We start from the raw sequence: 19494 nt of genomic DNA, 5'->3' as shown, positions 1-19494 counted from the left end.
GTGCTCAGCGGCCGTCGACCGCGGCGGCGATCGTGGCCGGGGCGTTCAGGGGCGCGAGCTGGTCCTCGCCCAGTCCGTACCGCCTGGCGAGGTACGCGGGGTCCTGCCAGGTGACCAGCGAGCCGGACCGGCCGTCGTCCCGCACCAGAAGTCGCATCGGCAGGTCGATGGCGATCTCGGGACAGGCCTGCATGAGCGGGGTGCCCGCGTGCGGGTTCCCGAAGATGATCACCTGTGTGTCGGGCATACTCAGCCCGGCCTTGCGAGCGGCCGCCGCATGGTCGACCACCGCCGCCACCGCGGCGCCCACGCGTTCCGCTTCGGCCCGCAGCGCGGAGATCGTCTCTCCGACATCACGGGTACTGCGTCTGGTCACCAGTCCGTCGTTCACGGTCGACCCCCGCTCACCGTGTCGCTGGGCACGTCCATCCCATCGTGCCCGCAACCGGGGCCGGTCCGGGGAGGTTTGCTCCACAACGACGGTCGACCCGGCCGTCTCGGCACTGGTAGCACCGGCTCCAGCGTCGCCCACCGGGCGCCGGTCAGGTCGAACCGCCTCGGCACCGCTGGGGTGTCCGCGAGGTCTCCGGTTTCAGGTTCTGCTTGGTCGCTGAACCATCCACCGGAGACCTCGCCAGATGTCGACCTCCGACACGCGAAGATCCTTAAGCCAGCTCAAACCCTGGCACCGACATCAGCACAGGCTTCAGTAGGTGAAGGTCCAGAGGAAGTAGAAGTTGGGGGCGGTGGGACCGTACTGGCGGCTCTCGCAGTAGTACCAACTCCACTGGCCGGTCTGCACACCCTCGCTGCCGTAGCTGTTGCAGAACTGGCCGTCGGAGTAGACGCCGCGCAGCGTGCCGCCCGGCGGGTCCGCGGCGGCCGGGGTGGCCCCGATCCCGACCAGCCCGCCGAGTCCGAGCACCGTCGCCGCCACCAGGGTGGCCGATCTGCGTCCGCGCATGTTGTGCCTCCTCGCGCTACCGTCCACAGTGCACAGCGACTCCTCGTCGAGTCGGGCCCGAGACATCGAAGTACGTGAGCATCAGGCTCACACGGGCGCGCGTGGTCCGGCTCACGACAACGGGCGACGCTGGGGCGATGATCCGCCAGCCTGGTCTCCGTCGAACGGGCATCCGCCCTGACGGGACGGGGGTCAGTTTCGGACGACCCCGGCGCGTCCTGCCCATTGCGGTAACCAGACCTCGGTGTCGGGTGCGTCGGCTCGCCTGGAGCCGAGGTGGTCGCGTAGCTTGCGGAGCGCGCGGTCGACACCGGATTCCCGCCCGCCGTCACCGTGAACGCGGGCGTCACCCGGGGAGACCTCAACCAACCGGTCCACCCGCTGGCCCGCTTCGGCACCGTCTATTTCGACGAGATCAGTGCCTACCCGACGAGTGGGAGCCGGTCGCTCACCTCGGGCGAGGCCATCACCATGGTCGAATCGAACGGCGGCACCCTCGCCACGCCTGTCCGGCTCACCGACTACGCCTTCAAGACGATGTACGCAGGAGCCTGATCGCCCGCCTGCCACCGTGCCCGGAATACTCCGCCGGCACGGCGATGGCTCCGCACGATGCCGTGGACCTATGATCACATCGACGCGGATGGTGCCAGTCGATCGGCGGAGGTTCGATGACCGAGCAACCCGTACCCCGAGTGTTTGCCGTATCCGCACAGCCGTCGCCGGACGCCGGCCCGGCTTCCGGCGACGGGCCGGCGCCGCCCCCGGCCGGACCGCCGACGCCGGCCCGGATCACCGAGGCCGCGGCCGGCTTCATGCTGTCGAAGCTGCTGTTCGTCGCCACCGAGGTGGACCTGTTCGCCGCCATCGGACCGGAGGGCGCGACCCCGGAGACGATCGCCGAGCGCTGCCAACTTCCGGAGCGCAGCGCGGCGACCCTGCCCTACCTGCTCGCGGCCGCGGGTCTGCTCGAACGCGACGGCGACCGCTACCGCAACGCGCCCGACACCGAGGCCTTCCTCAGCGGTCGCGGTCCCCTCGACATGCGCCCGGTCCTGCGCTACTGGGACACGGTGAGCTATGCCAGTTGGGGCCGGGCAGGCACGGCGTTCCGCACCCGCCAGGCCGTTCGCGGCGAGTTGACCGGAGAGCAGACCCGGGCCTACGAGTCGGCGGTCGCGGCGGTGACCGCCGAGACGGCCGCGGACCTCGCCCGCACGTACGACTTCAGCCGCCACCGCCGGTTGCTCGACGTGGGCGGCGGGATCGGCACCTTCGCGCGGCCGATCCTGCGCAGCTTCCCGCAGCTGACCGGCACCCTGCTGGAGTTGCCCGAGGTGGCGGAGATGGTCGACGCGGAGATCTCGTCCAGCGAGTTCGCCCAGCGGCTGGCGGCACACGGCGCCGACGTCTTCACCGACCCGTTGCCCGGCGGCCACGACGCGATCGTGGTGGCCAACTTCCTGCACCTGTTCCCGCCGGAACGCAACATCGCCCTGCTGACCCGGCTGCGCGAGGTCGCCCCACCGGACTGCCGGCTACTACTGGTCGACTGGTGGCGGGACGGCCCGACTCCCCACCCGTCGGCCCGGTTCGCCGCCGGCGAGTTCCTGATGATCAGTGGCGGCGACACCTACCGGCCGGACGAGGTGGCGGACTGGCTGGCTGCCGCCGGCTGGCGATTCGTCAGTCATCAGCCGCTGCCGCCGCCGGCCGGGCTCATCGTCGCCGAGCCCGCCGAGCCGAGGACCGCCAGCGGCTGATCGGAAAGGGCATCGGGTCCAAGTGACGACGACAACCTCGGACGGCGAACCGCGCGATCCCGGGTACCCCCGGTCAGCTCAGGGTTTGCGCCCGACCACACCGTACTGCGGGACCTGCGCCGGCAGCGCACCGTCGGCGTCGGCCCGCCACACCGCACACGACACCAGGCCCGGCTCGACCAGGTCCAGTCGCCGGACCAGCCGGGCGATCTCCTCACCACTGCGGGCACAGATCTTCGGGGTCGCGTGCTGGTTGTAGTACGCCATCGCCTCGATGTTTCCTTCGCCACCGAGTTCGATCGTCGGATGGGTGAGCGCCAGGTAACTACCAGCCGGCACCGCGTCCAACAACCGGTCCACAATCGCCTGTACCTGCTCGGTGTCCTGGACGAAGTTGAGGACGCCGAGCAGCATGATCGCAATCGGTCGGTCGAAATCCAGCGTCGCGGCGGCCCGGGTCAGGATCGCGTCCGGATCGCGGACGTCGGCCTCGATATAGTCGGTCGCACCCTCGGGGGCGCTGCTCAGCAACGCGCGAGCGTGTACCAGCACCAGCGGGTCGTTGTCGACGTAGACGATGCGCGACTCCGGGGCGACCGATTGGGCGACCTCGTGGGTGTTGTTGGCGGTTGGCAGGCCGGTCCCGATGTCGAGGAACTGACGGATGCCCGCCTCCCCGGTCAGGAAACGGCCGGCTCGGGCCAGAAACGCGCGGTCCGCGCGAGCCACGGCATCGATATGGGGAACCATCTCCCGGATCCGCTTCCCCACCTCGCGGTCGATCACGTAGTTGTCTTTTCCGCCCAGCCAGTAGTCCCAGATCCGGGCGTTGTGCGCCACGCTGGTGTCGATCCCCGACCCGGGCCGACCAGTCTGGTTGACGCTAGGACTCTGCGACACGCTCGACTCCTCAGGCAGAGGTTTGGCAGGCTGTGTCGGGCAGCTTATCGCTACCCGGCCGACCACCACGCCACGGCCGATCGTCCGGCGCATCCACCGGCACCGCAACCGGTTCCGGTGGCACCGGGCAGTGTTCACCAACGGGCCGCAGCCCGCGGCGTGGTTGTCGGTCCTGATGCGACAGCGCCCGGAAGTGCGTCATCAGGCATCATGGAGCTATGAATACATTGACAGGCATCGTTGTCATGGGCGCCATGGCGGCCAGCACCGTCGCGGCGCTCCCGGCCACCGCCGCCGGGGTCGAGGACCAGACGTTCCAGTCGGTGGCGGTGACCCAGGACGGCCAGCCCCGCCCGCTGCTACCCGACACGGTGGTCCAACTGCGGATCACCGACGGCGGCCTGCACGCCCGTGCCGGCGGAAACCTCATCACCGCCAGGGTCGGCGTCGAGAGCACCCACCTGGTCGTGACCGACCTGCACACCGCCGACGCCCCGTACGGGACCGGGCAACATGCCCAGGACACCTGGCTGGCCGGGTTCCTCGGCGCCGGACCGGCCTGGACGCAGCACGACGACGAACTGCTGCTACGGGTCGACGGTACGGAGATCCGGCTGGCCGGTCTGCCGGAGTCCGACCGGCCGCTGCTCGGGACGTACTGGATCCTGGAGTCGTACTCGCGGCCGGACAGCCCGCCGACCCCGGGCCGCGTACCCGCGCACCTGGTCTTCCAGGACGACGAGGTGCAGGGCGCGCTCTCCTGCAACTGGCTCAGTGGCCAGGCCGTGGTCGTCGACGGCGCCATCGCGTTCGCCGGCCTGGGCACCACGAAGCGGATGTGCCAGCAGGCCGACATCATGCTGGAGATCGCCATCTTCGACGTCCTGGAGGGCGAGGCGACCTTCGATCTCGACACCGACCGGCTCGACCTGACCGCACCGGACGGCCGGAGCCTGCACCTGCGCGCGCCGTTCTGACCCGGCCAGGTGGGCGACACGACGCCAGACGAGATCCACGATCCCCGACCGGTGCCCGAGCCGACATGTCCGGAAGGGGCCGGCCCCGACCGCCGTCGTCGCGCCGGGGACGCCGGACGCACCGCCCGTACCCGACGGGCGGTGCACCGGCAACCGTCAGCCGATCGGCTCGACCCAGATGTTCCGGTAGAAGAGATTGGGCCCGGGATCGCCGTGGTCCTGGAGCCGGATCGGACCCACCGAGGCCCCCTCCGGCGCTCCGTTGCCGGTCGGCCCGTTGATCTCGGCGTTGTCGTGCACGGTGAGGCCGTTCCACACGACGGTGACCCGGGCGTTCTCCGTCTTGGCTCCGGAGGCGTCGAACCGGGCGGCGCGGAACGTCACGTCGTACGTCTGCCAGGTCTGCGGTGCGGTCGCCGCGTTCACCCTCGGCGCCAGTTTCTCGTAGATGGCGCCACACTCGTTCGGGGCGGGAGTGGTGTCACCGTACGAGTCGAGCACCTGCAACTCGTACCGGTCCTGGAGGTAGATGCCGCTGTTCGCCCGCGCCTGCCCGGTGACGTCGGCCGGCAGGTTCGGCAGCCAGAACTCGATGTGCAGCTTGAAGTCGCCGAAGCTCTGCCGGCTCCGGATGTCACCGCCGAGCACCTCCACTCCGCCGTTGCCCAGCGGCCAGCTCGGGTTGGCCCCGTCGGCCTGCTGGAAGTTGTTCATGTTGGTCCCGTCGAAGAGCGTGATCCGGCCGGGGCTGCCGCCGGGCCCGTACGCCTCGAACTCGTAGATCCGGGCCGCGTTGTCGGTGGTGCTGGTCGGCGCGCTCACGTTCAACCGCGCGTACCTGGCCTGGACGGCCGGGATGTCGTGCGTGGTGGCGTTCGCGGTGTTGCCGGTGACGTTCACGACCGTGGTCCAGGCGGTGCCGTTGGTGCTGACCTGGACGGTGAAGTCGCGGGTGTTCCAGGCGGTGTTCTCACCACCGGCGCCCGCGTGCCGGACCACGAACCGCTGCACACTCTGGGCCGAGCCGAGGTCGACCTGCAACCACCTGGTGGCGCCGAGCGAGCACCACTTGTCTCCGTTGCCGCCGGTCACGCTGCCGTTGACCGCCTGCGACGGTCCCTCGGTGCCGGAGCAGGAACTGTCCGCCGTCGCCGGCCGCCCCAGTGCGAGGTTGGCCGTCGGCGGGGCGGCACCGCCGTAGACCTCGAACTCGTAGATCCTCGCCGCGTTGCCGCCGTTGTTGGTCGGCGTGGAGACGGCGATGCGGGCGTACCGGGCCTGGGTCGTCGCGAAGGTGTGCGTGGTGGTGTTGGCGGTGTTCGCGGTGACGTTCGCGACCGTGGTCCAGGCGGTGCCGTTGGTGCTGACCTGGACGGTGAAGTCGCGGGTGTTCCAGGCGGTGTTCTCACCACCGGCGCCCGCGTGCTGGACGACGACCCGGTTCACGCTCTGGGCCGAGCCGAGGTCGACCTGCAACCACCTGCTGGCTCCCGACGAACACCACTTGTCGAGGTTTCCCGAGGTGGTGGTCCCGTTGAAGGCCTTCGCCGGTCCCTCGGTCGCCGAGCAGGAACTGTCGGCCGTGGCCGGTTTGCCCAGGGCGAGGTTGACCGCCGGCACCTGGCCGGGGATGGCGTTGAGGGTGTACCAGACCTCGGTGCTCCACAACGCCTGGCCGTCGCTCGCACTGAACGGCCGGGGCGAGCGGACGTGTACCACCCGACCGGCCTTGAGCCCGTTGACGACCAGGGTGACCTTCCTGCCGTCGGCCGACAGCGTCGCCGAGGAGACCGACAGCGTCTCCTCGTCGATCTTCGGGCCGCCGTAGTCGGCGGTCGGGACGTACCGCCACTGCTTGACCCGGTACTTCGAGGCCAGGGCGGTCGCGGTCGCGGACGAGAGCGGCTTGGTGTACTCGATCTCGAACCCGTTCGACCGGGCCCGCATCGCCAGCATGTCGAAGTTGCCGCTGCCGTTGCGGGCGATCTTCTGCAGGCCGTAGCCGAGTTTGCCCTCCTGGCCCCAGTTCCCGCCGCCGTGCAGCCCGCCGGTGTAGAGAGCGCCATCCGGGCCGATGCTGACCTCCGAGACGCCGGCCTCGAGCCCCTGCGTCATCCGGAACAGCGCGCCCTGGTACTCACCGTTGACCTTTTCCAGGTACGCCCGCTGGAGGCCGCCGTACGTGACGTCGCCGATCGCCATCTGCCCGGCGAAGACGCCCTCGGTCATCATCACCGGGGTGCTCGGCGAGTTGCCGATCTCGTTCTGCGGGAACCAGAGAACCGGCTGGGTCACCGGGTTGTTGTCGAACGGCCCGGCCGGGTTGAGGTAGTGGTTGAAGAACCGGTCCTGCTTGATGTGCAGCAGCTTGGACGCCGGCTGGTAGCCGCCCTGGTTGTCGGTGACGAAGAGTCCGTTCTCCGGCCCCCAGCCGATGCCGTGCGGGGTACGCAGCCCGCCCGCCAGGTACGACACCGCACCGGTCGTCCGGTTCACCTTGATGGTGGTGCCCCGGTTCCCCGCCGGCTGTGGGTTCGTGGTTGCCCCGCCGTAGTTGATCGACACCGAGAGGTTCAGGTAGAAGAACCCGTCGGCGTAGAGCAGCCCGAACCCGAATTCGTGGAAGTTGGCGCCGAACGGCCAGGTGGCCACGGTCCGGTAGTTGTCGGTCACCCCGTCGCCGTTGGTGTCGTTCAGTTCGGTCAACCGGTGCTTCTCCGACACGTACAACTTGCCGTCGGCGACCTTGATGCCCATCGGTTCCTGGAGCCCGCTGGCCACCCGGGTCCGGGTCACCTGGGCCGGGCTGGTGTTGCCGGTGACGTTGTCCAGCAGCCAGACCTCGCCCGCGGTGGTCAGCGAACCGCCCCAGGTGAGCACCGCGAGCCGTCCGTCCGGAAGCCAGTCGAAGCCGGTGACCTGCGGCTCGAAGCCGCTGGGCCGCAGGTTCGTCAGCGTGTAGTCGGGGTGTACGGCGGTAAGTGGCAGCCCGTCACCGGGTGAGTCACCGCTGGCCTCGCACTCCTTGCGGCCGGGCGCGGTCACCCGGACGACCCCGGCGTCGGTGCTCAGCACGGAGTTCGGCACGGTCACGAACGACGTCGAGCCGGGCGTACGCCACTGCAACGTCAACTGCTGACCGCCGTCGCGCTCGAAGTGCTCGATCCGCAGCGGGTGGTAGCCGGTGCCCAGGTCGACGGTGCCGTCCTTCGGGTCCGGCCCGTGCAGCCCGTCGTGGTCGATGACGACAGCGTCGTCGATCAGCAGTCGCGACCCGTCGTCGCTGAGCAGCCGGAAGGTGTAGCTTCCGGCCTGGGCGATGTTGATGTTGCCGAGGACCTGGGCCAGGAAGTAGTTCTCGAAGCCGAAGTCGGCCGTACTCGTCCAGTCGATCACGGGCAGAAGCTTGTCGATGTTGGGCGTCTGCGCGGCCTTGAGGGTGCAGAGGTTGTTCAGCGGCACCTGCAGGTCGAAGACCCGGAGGGTGACACCGGGCTCCTGGGGCGGCGGCGCGGCGGTGGCGGCGGTGGCCGGCAGGCAGACGGCGGAGACGGCGGCGAGCACGGCGGCGACCGCGCCCAGGATCGGTGTACGCGCTCGTCGGGATGGTAGGAACACGTTTCCTCCCAGGGGTGAGCGGGACGACGCCGGACCGTTCCGGACACGGCGGACCGCCCGGCGGCACACCGAGATAGCTGACGGAGGGCGTCGTTACGTCCTGTGGCTACCGGGCACGCCGCTGCCTGGCGAGGCAAACCCTACGATCGTTACGTTTGGATGTCTAGATGTTTCGTCGGCAACGCTCTAACTTTCATCAGGTACGACAAAAGTTCGCGACCCACCGGGGCAGCCGGGCGCCGAACTGGCGCAAATCACCCATCACGCCCGCGCACCGCCGGTTCCGCACCCCTTGGGGGCCGTAGCCGGAGTTGGCCGAGACAGCCGCGATTGTCCTCGGTGACGAGGTTCCACAGCCTGGTCCCGGTGTCAACCGCCACTGATCGCCCCGCCCGGTCAACTGCCCGACCCGGCGTCCGTAGCCTGTTACTGGTGACAGCTGTGCGGGCACGGATCAGGGCGGTTCTCGCCGGAGCGGTCGACTACGAATCCGGGCTGGACGCGCTGACCGTCACACCGTCGGCCGAAGTCGACCCCGAACTGGTCGCCACGGTGCACGAGTCGTGCGCGCGGCTGTGGAGGGGCGGGTGGCAGCCGGCCGAGTTGCACCGGGTGGTCGTCCGGCGGGGTTCACCGCAGCAGGCCGACCTGGTGACCGACGCGGTCGCCGCGCACCTGCGGCAGTTTTCCCGGAACACGGTCGACGAGCGGTGGCTGGCGCAGGCGGACACGCTCGGCGCACGGGTCTGGTGGACCAGCGACGCCACGTACCTCGACGAACTCGCCACCCGCGGGCGGCTCGACCGGGTGGCCGTACTCGATCTGATGTTGAGCCTGCTCGCCATCCTGGCCGCGCTCCCGCCGATCGAGGTGCTCGTGCCGCCACCGGGAACCGCCGCCGCGCCGGCCGACCGGTCGGGCGCCGTCGGGCCGTCCCGGATCGACAAGCGGCTGCTGGACCGGGTACGCGCCCTGCTGGCCAAGGCGGAGTCGACCTCCTTCCCGGCGGAGGCGGAGGCGTACACCGCCAAGGCCCAGGAACTCGTCACCCGGCACAGCCTCGACGTGGCGCTGCTGGTCGCGCGCGGCGGCGACCCGGCGAAGGTGGTGCCGTTCGCGCGCCGGATCGGCCTGGACCAGGCATACGACGGAGAGAAGGCCTCCCTGCTGGACGCCGTCGCCCGGGCCAACCGCTGCCACACGGTCTGGTCACCCGAGTTGGCGTTCAGCACCGTCTTCGGCTTCGATGCCGACATCGACGCGGTCGACCTGCTCTACACCTCGATGCTGGTGCAGGCCCACCGGGCGATGGCGCGGACCGAACCGCCGGGCGGCAAGGCCGGTCGGGCCCGGCTGAAGGCGTTCCGCCAGTCCTTCCTGGTGGCGTTCACGGTGCGGATCGGCGAACGACTGGCCAGCGCCGCCCGGGCCGCGGTGGAGGACGCCACCGGTTCCGGGAACGGGAACGGGATGACCGATCCGGCCGACCTGCTACCGGTACTCGCCTCCCGGGACGAGCAGGTCCGCGAGACCATGCAGCGGATGTTCCCGCGCACGGTCCGGGTCCGGGGCGCCCGGGTGGACAGCCGCGAGGGCTGGGAGTCCGGCCGGGAGGCCGCCGACCGCGCCTCCCTTCCCATCCACGACTCCGCGCGGCGGGGATAGCTCCGGAGTCCGAGGCACCGGAAGCGCCAGGAAACGCTGTCGCGGCCGCCGCCCAAGCCTTTTGTCATCGCGAACGAAAGTGCTGCCCCATTCACCGAAAGATCTAGACATATCAACGCCAACGCGGTTAGTGTCGAACAACATCAACGTGTTTCGACGAGGTAACCGGCGGCGCGGTTAGCTCATCATCTGAGAGTCACGGCGTGATCGGGCCAGCCCACTCTCCAGGTTGGCGTGCCCAGCAGAGCGCCCCGGCGCGGCCCCCGCGCCTGCCCGCAACGACGTCGGTCCTCGCCGGTCCAGCGACGTGGTCGGCGTACCCCCCGTCGCGGGCCCGACCTCGTCCACCGCCCACCGAATCGAAGAACATCCGTCCACCCGCCAGCCCGACAGGCCGGCAACCGCAGCATCGCACCCACCTATGTGGATCAGCCGGATGCGCGGTCCACCGTCGTGCCCTCCGTCGATCCACCCGCCGCCCACCCGGATCGTCGACGTCCCCGCAAGACTCGCGAAAGGTGTGTCCGACATGCCAGCTCCCCCTGTGCGATGCGACCCGCCACGGCGGTCGCGACTGCTCACCCGGCTCGCCACGGCCCGGCCCAGCCGACCGATGAGGATGCTCGCGGCAACTGTCGTCCTGCTCGCCGGCTCCGCGCTCGCCGCCGTTCCGGCCGGCGCCCGGCCGGCCGACACCGGGCCGACCGCGACCGGCGACCCCGCGCCGGCCGGTCAACTACAGGCCCAGGTGCTCACCTGGACGGCCGGCGACAGCACCCAGTCGTACGCCTCCGCACCCACCACCGCCGTCGCCGGAGCGACCACCCTCGTCTTCGAGAACAGCGTCGCGACCGGCAACACCACCGGCATGCAGCACACCCTCACGTTCGACACCGGAAACCCCGAGTACAACGACGACGTGGAGGTGAACATCCTCGCCGACCCGTTCGACAGCAACCAGGGCCGGTGGACCGTCGACGTGGTGCTCACGGCCGGCACCTACCGCTACTTCTGCGCCATACCCGGGCACGGCACGATGACCGGTCTGCTCGTCGTCGGCGACGGGGGCCAGGACGCGACCCCGCCGACGGTGACCGCGGCGGTCACCGGCGAAAAGGACGAGGACGGGGCCTACGTCGGCGCCGCCACCGTCACCCTGTCCGCCACCGACACCGGATCGGGCGTCGGCCGGATCGAGTACTCCCTCGACGGCGGGCCGTACGGCACCTACACCGCACCGGTCACGGTCAACGCCGCCGGACAGCACACGGTCACGTACCGGGCCACCGACGTGGCGGGCAACACCTCCCCCGTACAGTCGACCGCCTTCCAGGTCGTACCACCGGCCAACCCCGACACCACCGCACCCACCGTCACCGCAGCCATCACCGGCGAACAGAACGACGACGACGCCTACATCGGCACCGCCACCGTCACCCTGACCGCCACCGACACCGAATCCGGCGTCGAACGAATCGAATACTCCCTCGACGGCGGCAGCTACGCGGCCTACACCGCACCGGTCGCGGTCAACCAACCCGGTCAGCACACCGTCTCGTACCGGGCGTCCGACCGGGCGGGCAACACCTCCGCCCCACGGGCCGTCACGTTCGAGGTGGCCGACACCTCGAACCCCGACACCACACCGCCGACCGTGACCGGCGGTGTCACCGGCGACCGCGACGACGACGGCGGCTACCTCGGGGCCGCCACGGTGACGGTCTCCGCCACCGACACCGAGTCGGGTGTCGAACGGATCGAATACTCCCTCGACGGCGGCAGCTACGCGGCCTACACCGCCCCGGTGACGGTCAACCAGCCCGGACAGCACACCGTCTCGTACCGGGCCACCGACGTCGCGGGCAACACCTCCACCCCCGGCTCGGTCACGTTCGCGGTGGTCACCCCGCCCGACCCCGACACCACCGCGCCGTCCGTGACCGCCGCCATCACCGGCCAGCAGAACGGAAGCTGGGCGTACGTCGGCAGCGCCACCATCGTGCTCACCGCAACCGACAGCGGATCCGGGGTCCACCGCGTCGAGTACGCGCTCGACGGGCGGGGCTACACCGCCTACTCCGGACCGCTCACGGTCAACACTGCCGGCGTGCACACGCTCAGCTACCGGGCCACCGACCGCGCCGGTAACGTCTCGGGAACCGCGTCGACCACGTTCACGGTGGTGGCGAGCGCACCGCCGGCTCCGTCCTGCCAGGTGACCGACACCCGGCCAACGGTCTGGATCGGGACGCTGAACAGTTCCGTGCCCAACCGGGTGGTCGAGGGCCGCTGTTCGATCAACGACCTGATCGAGGACGAGCGGGCCTGGCCCGACCACGACGAGTTCGTGGCCCACGTGACGGCGGTCGCCGAACGCCTGCACCACCGGGGCCAGCTCCTGCTCAGGGAGCAGAACGCCCTGATACGCACGGCCCGGGACTCCGGCGTCGGCAGGTCCGAGGCGAAGCAGGGCTACCTGCCGCTGCTGGACCGCTCCGCCGCCTCGTTCAAGCTGTGGGAGCAGGTCGGCGCCGGCGGTTTCCGGCGCAACGCCGACGGGTCTATCACCAGCCGACCCGTCGACGGCCTCGGCATGCTGTGGTTCCCCGTCCGCAGCTACGGCGACTTCTCCCTGAAGCTCCAGTGGCGCGACGACGCCCCCGGCGACGGCCGTGCCAACAGCGGAGCCTTCGTCCGATTCCCGCAGGTACACCAGCACCCGCAGGAGTCCCGGCCCGAGTGGGTGGCCATCAAGTACGGCCACGAGCTGCAGATCTACGACCGGACCGACGGCGACGAGTACAAGAGCGGGTCCGTGTACGGCTTCGACCGGGTCGACCTCGACGGCGCACAGGTCACCCCGAAGGGCACCTGGAACGACTACGAGATCCGCGTCGTCGGCCAGCACTACTCGATCTTCCGCAACGGCAAGCTGATCAACGAGTACGTCAACGTTCCCGAAGCCGTCTTCACCCCGCCCCGTGCGGACGATCCCGGCGGCGCCGGACGCCAGCACGCGAGCGGCTATGTCGGCCTGCAGAACCACGGCGCGGGCGACATCGTCAGCTTCCGCAACGTCAGGATCGCCCCGCTGACGCCGTGACGCCGGCACCGGACGCCGTCTGACCTCCGCCCACCAGCGCCATCGGTGCCGGCCGAGCGATTGGAGAGAACGTTGGACAAGGAAACGAACGACATCGGCGAGGTCGTGCTTCCGCCGCCCGGCGACCGGCCGGACCCCCGGCCGGCGTCGCCGGCCCGGCTGCTCGGCACGAGCGCCGGCCGGGCCGTGCTGGTGGCGGCCGTTCTGGCGGTGACGCTGGTCGGCGCGGGCGGACTCGCCCTGGCCGGCGGCACCACCGCCCGTCCGGCCGAGCGGACGGTCGAGGCCGCTCCCGAGGCCCGGTCGGCGGAACGGCCGGCGGGCTGCGTCACGCCGGACCGCCGGCTGGACCTGTACGCGGTCGAGTTGCCCAAGGACCCGGTGACGGGCCAGGTCCGGCTCGGCTACGGGCTCACCCCGCAGACGGCCTCCTATCCCGGGCCGACGATGGAGATGATCGAAGGCGAGTGTCTGGCCATCACCCTGTACAACCAGGTGACGGCCTCGACGCTGGAGCAACTGCGCACCGATCCCGCGCACCCGGTCGGCGTCTCGCTGCACGTGCACGGGGTCAAGTACACCCAGACGTCCGACGGCACCGTGCACAGCGCCTCCTTCGTGCCGCCTGGCGGGTCGCGTACGTACATCTGGTACGCCAAGCCGCGTACCGCGACCTCGCCGGGCACGGCCGGCTACTGGTGGTACCACGACCACGTGGTCGGCGGGCCGCACGGCACCCAGGGTCTGCGCTCCGGGCTGTTCGGCGGTCTCGTGGTGCGCCGGCAGGGAGATTCGAGGCCCGACCGGACCTACGTGACGGCCTTCGGCGACCGGCAGACCATCAACCTGCGGCGCAGCGCGGAGGCGGACACCTGTGACCCGGTGAACCCGCAGCCCGGTCCGACCTGTCTGGTCGCCAAGATCGGCGAACGGGTCGAGTTCATCGTGATCGGCCTCGGGGACGACATGCACACGTTCCACGTGCACGGACACTCCTGGGCGGACACCCGGACCGGGGTGGTCGAAGGAAGCAACAGGGCCCTCGTCGACTCGATCCCGGTCATCGACAACAAGACCCTCGGTCCGGGCGACACCTTCGGCGTGCAGATCGTCGCGGGCGACTCCGTGGGACCCGGGCACTGGATGCTGCACTGCCACATGCAGTTCCACTCCGACCTGGGCATGTCGACCACGTTGCACGTCCTCGACGAGAACGGGCAGATGCCGCCGCATGCGGGCGGCCATTCGCCGACCCCGCCGGCACAGGGCGCCCCGGCACCGGCCGGCGCGCACACGAACCACCGATGACCCGGACCATCCCGCACCACCAACCGAGTACCCCGCCATCCCCTGAAGGACTTCTCGTACCCCCCTCTGGAGGAGGAGAAATGGCTCACCAACGCCATTTCCGGCTATCCCGATCGGTCGGGCGACACCATCCCGGCCCCGTTGACCCCTCGTCCCCCGCGCTCGACCCGGTCCCCCCGGCACGACGTCGCGGCGCCGGACCGATCCGCCGCGCGGTCGCCCTGGCCTCGGGCACCGTACTCACGCTCGGTCTGCTGAGCGCGCCGGTCGCCGCCGCCCCGGACTCGAACGTCGACACGGTCGCGCCGGCCTGGGGCGGTCAGGCGGTCAACGTCCTGGTCTTCCACGGCCCGGCGGCATCCCAGGACGACCCGGTCGTCAAGGCCGTCGACACCATTCGGAAGCTGGGCAACGAGAACGGTCTCAACGTCCACGATTCCAGCGACCCGTCGGTCTTCAACCCCGACAACCTGGACCGCTACCGCAGCGTGGTGTTCCTGTCGGCCAACGGTGTGACGCTGAACGACGCCCAGGAGGCCGCGTTCCAGGCGTACGTCAAGGGAGGTGGCGGGTTCCTCGGCATCCACGACGCCGCCCGCGCGCAGCCCGGCTCCGAGTGGTTCACCGGTCTGATCGGCACCCGCCCGGCGGCGAGCCTGCCGAACGCGGAGAAGATCGAGAGCGTCACGGCCAGCGGCGGCAACCCGCCGAACGAGATCGTCGAGAACCTGATCGACGGATCGACCGGGACCAAGTGGCTGACCCGTACGCCGACCGGCTGGGTCGTCGCCAAGCTCGCGGCGCCGAAAGCGATCGCACAGTACGCGCTGACGTCGGCGAACGACTTCACCGGCCGCGACCCGAAGGACTGGACCCTGCAGGGGTCGGCCGACGGCAGCAGCTGGACGGACCTGGACCGCCGGACCGGGGAGACCTTCTCGGGCCGGTTCCAGACCAAGCAGTTCACGTTCGCCAACACCCAGGAGTACCAGTACTACCGGCTGAACATCACCGCGAACAGCGGTGAGCCGCTGATCCAGCTCGCCGAACTGTGGCTGGTCGGCCCGGACGCGGGACCGGCGCCGGAGAGCAGGGTGCAGGAGGCCGTGGTCGACGTGGTCGACCGGCAGCACCCCGCGAACAAGGGCCTGCCGCTGAACTGGACCCGGTCCGACCAGTGGATGAACTGGGACCCGAGCCCGGTCGGCCGGGTACACACCATCGCCCAGGTCAAGGAGACCAGCTACCAGGCCGGGCTGGGCGGCAACGGCGCGTTCCACCCGATCTCCTGGTGCCGGGACTACGACGGCGGTCGGTCCTTCTACACCGGCATGGGCCGCACCGAGGCCAGCTACACCAGCGACGCGCGGTTCCGCAGCCACCTGCTCGGCGCGCTCCAGTGGACGACCGGCGCGGTGCGCGGCGACTGCCAGGCGACGATCGCGGCGAACTACAGGATCGAGCGGCTGACCGCCGCCAACCAGTCCGGGCAGCTCGACCAGATCGGTGAGCCGCACGGCCTGACCATCGCGCCCGACGGCAAGGTCTTCTACATCGGCAAGGCCGCCTGCGCCACCGGGCCGGTCACCGACTGGGCCGACCCCAACGTGGGTCTGGGCTGCGGCACCATCCACCAGTGGGATCCGAAGAACAAGCAGGTCAAGCTGCTGACCACGCTCAAGGTGATGGGCAACCGGGGCAGCGGCAGCGAACTGGTGAAGAACGAGGAAGGGCTGGTCGGGATCACCCTCGACCCGAAGTTCGCGGAGAACGGCTGGTTCTACGCCTACTGGATGCCGCACGAGTCGATCGACCGGGAGCGACGGATCGGTCAGCGTACGGTCTCCCGGTTCACCTACGACCACGCGCAGCAGTCGATCGACCAGGGCACCCGCAAGGACCTGCTGCACTGGGACACCCAGATCCACAGCTGCTGCCACGCCGGCGGCGGGATGACGTTCGACGAGTCCGGCAACCTCTACATCGGTAGCGGCGACAGCAACTCCTCCGGCGGGTCGAGCGGCTACTCCGGTAACAACTGGACCCAGGAGTACGCGGGCACCTCGTTCCAGGACGCCCGTCGTACCGCCGGCAACACCAACGACCTGAACGGAAAGATCCTCCGGATCCACCCCGAACCGGACGGGACCTACACGATTCCCGAGGACAACCTCTTCACCGGTCAGGAGCAGGGCGGCGGCAAGACCCGCGCGGAGATCTACGTGATGGGCGTGCGGAACATCGCCCGGATCGCCTGGGACCCGGTCAACGACTGGCTCACCGCCGCCTGGGTCGGCCCGGACGCCGGAGCACCGGACCCGACCCTCGGCCCGGCGAAGTACGAGACCGCGACGGTGATCACCTCGGCGGGCAACCACGGCTGGCCGTACTGCATGGGCAACCGGCAGCCGTACCGGGACCGCAGCAGCACCGATGCCACCGTGCTGACCGGCTGGTACGACTGCGACAACCCGAAGAACGAGTCGCCCCGCAACACCGGTCTGGTCAACCTCCCGCCGGTGCGGGACAACATGATCTGGTACTCGCCGCAGGGCGGTGGCCCGGTCTTCCCGAAGCGCACCGACGGCAGCGGCCTGCCGACGTACAAGGCCGAGGACGCGACCTTCACCCAGCCGTACCTGAGCGGCGGCGGCCAGGCCATCATGGACGGCCCGACGTACCAGCGCGAAAAGGTCGACGTGACCAGCGGCGTCGCCTGGCCGGCGTACTGGGACGACAAGTGGTTCATCGGTGACCAGTCCAACGCCAACAACCGGATCGCCGTCACCGTCGACCCGGGCACGGTCAGGGAGGCCGGGGCACCGGCGTTCGCCGAGGACCTGCGCAGCATCATCTCCGGCGGCACCGGCGCGAACCAGCTCGACTCCTGGATGGACGCGAAGTTCGGGCCGGACGGCGCGCTCTACATGCTCGACTACGGCAGGGGGTTCTTCAGCCTGCACGCGAACCAGAAGCTGGTCCGCATCACCTACCAGGGCGGCCAGGCCACCCCAAACCCGAGCCTGGCCACTGCGCAGTCGGTCGCGCCGGGCCAACCCCGGACCATCAGGTTCTCGGCGGCGAGGGTCGGCGGTGTGGCCTGGGAATGGGACTTCGGCGACGGCGGCAAGGTGTCGACGGCGGCTCATCCGACGCACACCTACAAGCGCTACGGCACCTTCTCGGCGACGTTGAAGGTGACCTACGCCGACGGTGAGGTGGTCACCGGAAAGGTCGACGTGAACGCGGGCTGCGGTGCCGCCGACGCTCGACCGACGGTCTGGATGCTGGACAGCGACACCGGGGTGGCCAACCGGCAGGCCGGCGGCGGCTGCACGATCAACGACCTGATCGACGACGAGACCACCTGGCCGAACCGGGCGTCGTTCGTCACCCACCTCGACGGCGTGCTCGCCGAACTGACCGCGGCCCACGTCATCGACAACCGCGAGTCCAGGGCGCTGCGCAGGGCCGGAACCCAGTCCCCGATCGGTGCCACCAGCGGCTACCAGCCGATCTTCGACGGTTCGGCGAAGTCGCTGGCCGGCTGGCGCCAGGCACCGAGCGGGTCGTTCACACTGCGTCCGGATGGCTCGATCCGCAGCTCCGGCGGCCTCGGCATGCTGTGGTACGCGGACCAGCAGCTCGCCGACTACTCGATCAAGGTGCAGTTCCGCGACGTCTCTCCGGAGAACGTCCGGGCCAACAGCGGGCTCCTCGTCCGGTTCCCGGACCCGAGGACGCCGCTGGACCAGCGTCCTCCGGGCAGCTGCGGCACGGTGGGATCGGCCCGCACCTCACAGGCCTGGGTCGCGATCTACTGCGGTCACGAGATCCAGATCTACGACGGGGAGACCGGGGAGCCGCAGAAGACCGGCTCGGTCTACAACTTCGCGCCGAACACCCTGGACAGGGCCGGGGCGACCCCGAAGAACCAGTGGAACGACTACGAGGTCCGCGTGGTCGGCCAGCACTACACGATGATCCGTAACGGTGTGGTGATCAGCGAGTTCGACAACACGCCCGGCAAGCAGTCGTCCCGCCAGGGCGACCCGCCGACCGACCTGCGGCAGTTCCTCAGCGGCTTCGTCGGGTTGCAGAACCACGGCACCAACGACCTGATCGAGTTCCGCAACATCAGGGTGCGCCAACTCTGAGCGGCAGGTGCCGGATGCGGGCGCCACGCCCGCATCCGGCACCGGGTCACACCCGGCCCGGTCCGAGAGCCGGATCCGGATGGTCATCAACAGCCTCCGCCGCCCGGGGGCGGCGACCTGGAGCAGGCAGCGCATCGACGAGCCGCTATGACCGGTCGTCCAGAATCGATTCCCGGTGCGACAGGGAGCGTGCCGGGCCGGCCGCACCGGCCGTATCCCCCGGGGGGAGCGGAGTTGGCGAGACGGCGTGACCTTGGCGTACTGCTGGCCACGGTGCTGATTGCCACGGCCGGGTGTGACCAGTACCGGGACGACGCACCGTCGGTCGCCCACACCGTACGGCCGTCGGCCACGCCCTTGGCCAGTCCCCCGTCCGGCGTATGGGCGGTCGGGTCGGGCTCGCCGGAACCCGTAGGGGCCACCGTGCAGCGCCGGGCGACAGTACTCCGGGTCGGGCCGGGGCTGCGCCCGTACCGGCTCCTCTTCCACGACACCGACCACGGCTACGCGCTGCTGTCCGATTGCCCGTTCCGCTACGTGACCGTGAGCCTGCGGCGACCCGATCGGCATTGCCGGGGTGCCCTGGCGGCGACGGCGGATGCCGGACGGAGCTGGTCGATGGGCACTCTGCCGGACGTCGACGGCGACGACTGGCTGATGACCACCCTCGGTCCCCGCGAACTACTGCTGAATGTTCGCAGACGGTACTACGAGTCGGTCGATGCCGGCCGGACGTTCACACCGTCGACGAAGAAGTTCGGCCCGGGTGGACCGATCGGTGTGGACGGACTCGGTTCGGTCGGGCAGCAGGTGCCAAGCGCGGCCTCGGCTACGTCGGTACGGACGGCAGTTGGCATGCCGAGTCGCGACTGCCAGCCGGGCTGGACCGGGTGGATCTGCTCGCCGACGGCGGCCTGGCCCTGACGACGCTGACCAGCCCGCACCGGCTCTACCTCGGCACCGGCCAGGCGGACCGACGCAACTGGACCGAAATCGTCATCGATGTCGAGTGACTCCGGCCGCCGCGCGCGAGAGATCT

At 70.1% G+C, this 19494-nt stretch carries 13 protein-coding genes; 9 read left to right on the top strand and 4 right to left on the bottom strand.

What is annotated here, in order from left to right; translation table 11 throughout:
* Nucleotides 1-4: 4 nt before the first annotated feature.
* Together I0C86_RS44625 and I0C86_RS30385 are read right to left on the bottom strand one after the other, a co-directional pair.
* Nucleotides 5-376: a DUF302 domain-containing protein gene (locus I0C86_RS44625; protein WP_196204740.1), complete on the bottom strand. Its 372-nt coding sequence runs from the start codon at nucleotides 374-376 to the stop codon at nucleotides 5-7.
* 330 nt (nucleotides 377-706) lie between these two features.
* Complete coding sequence (locus I0C86_RS30385; RefSeq protein ID WP_196204739.1) at nucleotides 707-964, bottom strand: hypothetical protein; 258 nt, start codon at nucleotides 962-964, stop codon at nucleotides 707-709.
* A 333-nt stretch (nucleotides 965-1297) separates the two neighbouring features.
* On the opposite strand from I0C86_RS30385, the gene I0C86_RS30380 reads away from it, so the two are divergent.
* Together I0C86_RS30380 and I0C86_RS30375 are read left to right on the top strand one after the other, a co-directional pair.
* A complete protein-coding gene (locus I0C86_RS30380; RefSeq protein WP_196204738.1) occupies nucleotides 1298-1519 on the top strand; it encodes a hypothetical protein in 222 nt (73 codons plus the stop codon).
* A 116-nt stretch (nucleotides 1520-1635) separates the two neighbouring features.
* Nucleotides 1636-2727 (top strand): methyltransferase, encoded by a 1092-nt coding sequence (locus tag I0C86_RS30375; protein WP_196204737.1) that lies wholly within the window; start codon nucleotides 1636-1638, stop codon nucleotides 2725-2727.
* A gap of 78 nt (nucleotides 2728-2805) precedes the next feature.
* Here the strand turns inward: I0C86_RS30375 and I0C86_RS30370 are convergent, their stop codons facing one another.
* Nucleotides 2806-3645 (bottom strand): SAM-dependent methyltransferase, encoded by an 840-nt coding sequence (locus I0C86_RS30370; RefSeq protein ID WP_407676370.1) that lies wholly within the window; start codon nucleotides 3643-3645, stop codon nucleotides 2806-2808.
* Nucleotides 3646-3845: 200 nt separating this feature from the next.
* Here I0C86_RS30370 and I0C86_RS30365 point away from each other — a divergent pair, with 200 nt between their 5' ends.
* Nucleotides 3846-4604: an META domain-containing protein gene (locus I0C86_RS30365; protein ID WP_196204735.1), complete on the top strand. Its 759-nt coding sequence runs from the start codon at nucleotides 3846-3848 to the stop codon at nucleotides 4602-4604.
* 156 nt (nucleotides 4605-4760) lie between these two features.
* On the opposite strand, the gene I0C86_RS30360 is transcribed toward I0C86_RS30365, so the two are convergent.
* Nucleotides 4761-8222 carry a galactose-binding domain-containing protein gene (locus I0C86_RS30360; RefSeq protein WP_323373942.1) on the bottom strand — a complete coding sequence of 1154 codons (3462 nt, stop codon included), beginning with the start codon at nucleotides 8220-8222 and terminating at the stop codon, nucleotides 4761-4763.
* A gap of 432 nt (nucleotides 8223-8654) precedes the next feature.
* Between I0C86_RS30360 and I0C86_RS30355 the strand changes: the two genes are divergently transcribed.
* From I0C86_RS30355 to I0C86_RS44620, 6 genes are all read left to right on the top strand, one after another.
* On the top strand, nucleotides 8655-9887 hold the full coding sequence (locus tag I0C86_RS30355) for a DUF2786 domain-containing protein (protein ID WP_323373941.1): 1233 nt from the start codon (nucleotides 8655-8657) through the stop codon (nucleotides 9885-9887).
* Between the two features lie 529 nt (nucleotides 9888-10416).
* Entirely contained in the window at nucleotides 10417-12990 is a 2574-nt protein-coding gene (locus I0C86_RS30350) for a 3-keto-disaccharide hydrolase (RefSeq protein ID WP_196204733.1), read from the top strand.
* 72 nt (nucleotides 12991-13062) lie between these two features.
* Nucleotides 13063-14298 carry a multicopper oxidase domain-containing protein gene (locus I0C86_RS30345; RefSeq protein ID WP_230395021.1) on the top strand — a complete coding sequence of 412 codons (1236 nt, stop codon included), beginning with the start codon at nucleotides 13063-13065 and terminating at the stop codon, nucleotides 14296-14298.
* Nucleotides 14299-14378: 80 nt separating this feature from the next.
* Nucleotides 14379-18455: a ThuA domain-containing protein gene (locus tag I0C86_RS30340; RefSeq protein ID WP_196204732.1), complete on the top strand. Its 4077-nt coding sequence runs from the start codon at nucleotides 14379-14381 to the stop codon at nucleotides 18453-18455.
* A 234-nt stretch (nucleotides 18456-18689) separates the two neighbouring features.
* On the top strand, nucleotides 18690-19379 hold the full coding sequence (locus tag I0C86_RS30335) for a hypothetical protein (RefSeq protein ID WP_196204731.1): 690 nt from the start codon (nucleotides 18690-18692) through the stop codon (nucleotides 19377-19379).
* Nucleotides 19346-19468, top strand: a complete 123-nt coding sequence (locus tag I0C86_RS44620; protein WP_255527872.1) for a hypothetical protein — start codon at nucleotides 19346-19348, stop codon at nucleotides 19466-19468. Before I0C86_RS30335 ends, I0C86_RS44620 begins: the two co-directional genes overlap by 34 nt.
* Nucleotides 19469-19494 lie beyond the last annotated feature (26 nt).

It is taken from the genome of Plantactinospora alkalitolerans, assembly GCF_015690345.1.
GTDB lineage: Bacteria > Actinomycetota > Actinomycetes > Mycobacteriales > Micromonosporaceae > Plantactinospora > Plantactinospora alkalitolerans.
Note: the sequence above shows the minus strand (reverse complement) of the source record. Positions and strands in the feature narration are given on the sequence as shown.

Bases quoted from the DNA above. Each gene is read 5' to 3' on its own strand.
- I0C86_RS30385 (WP_196204739.1), bottom strand. From the start codon at position 964: ATGCGCGGACGCAGATCGGCCACCCTGGTGGCGGCGACGGTGCTCGGA.
- I0C86_RS30350 (WP_196204733.1), top strand. From the start codon at position 10,417: ATGCCAGCTCCCCCTGTGCGATGCGACCCGCCACGGCGGTCGCGACTG.
- I0C86_RS30340 (WP_196204732.1), top strand. From the start codon at position 14,379: ATGGCTCACCAACGCCATTTCCGGCTATCCCGATCGGTCGGGCGACAC.
- I0C86_RS30375 (WP_196204737.1), top strand. From the start codon at position 1,636: ATGACCGAGCAACCCGTACCCCGAGTGTTTGCCGTATCCGCACAGCCG.
- I0C86_RS30365 (WP_196204735.1), top strand. From the start codon at position 3,846: ATGAATACATTGACAGGCATCGTTGTCATGGGCGCCATGGCGGCCAGC.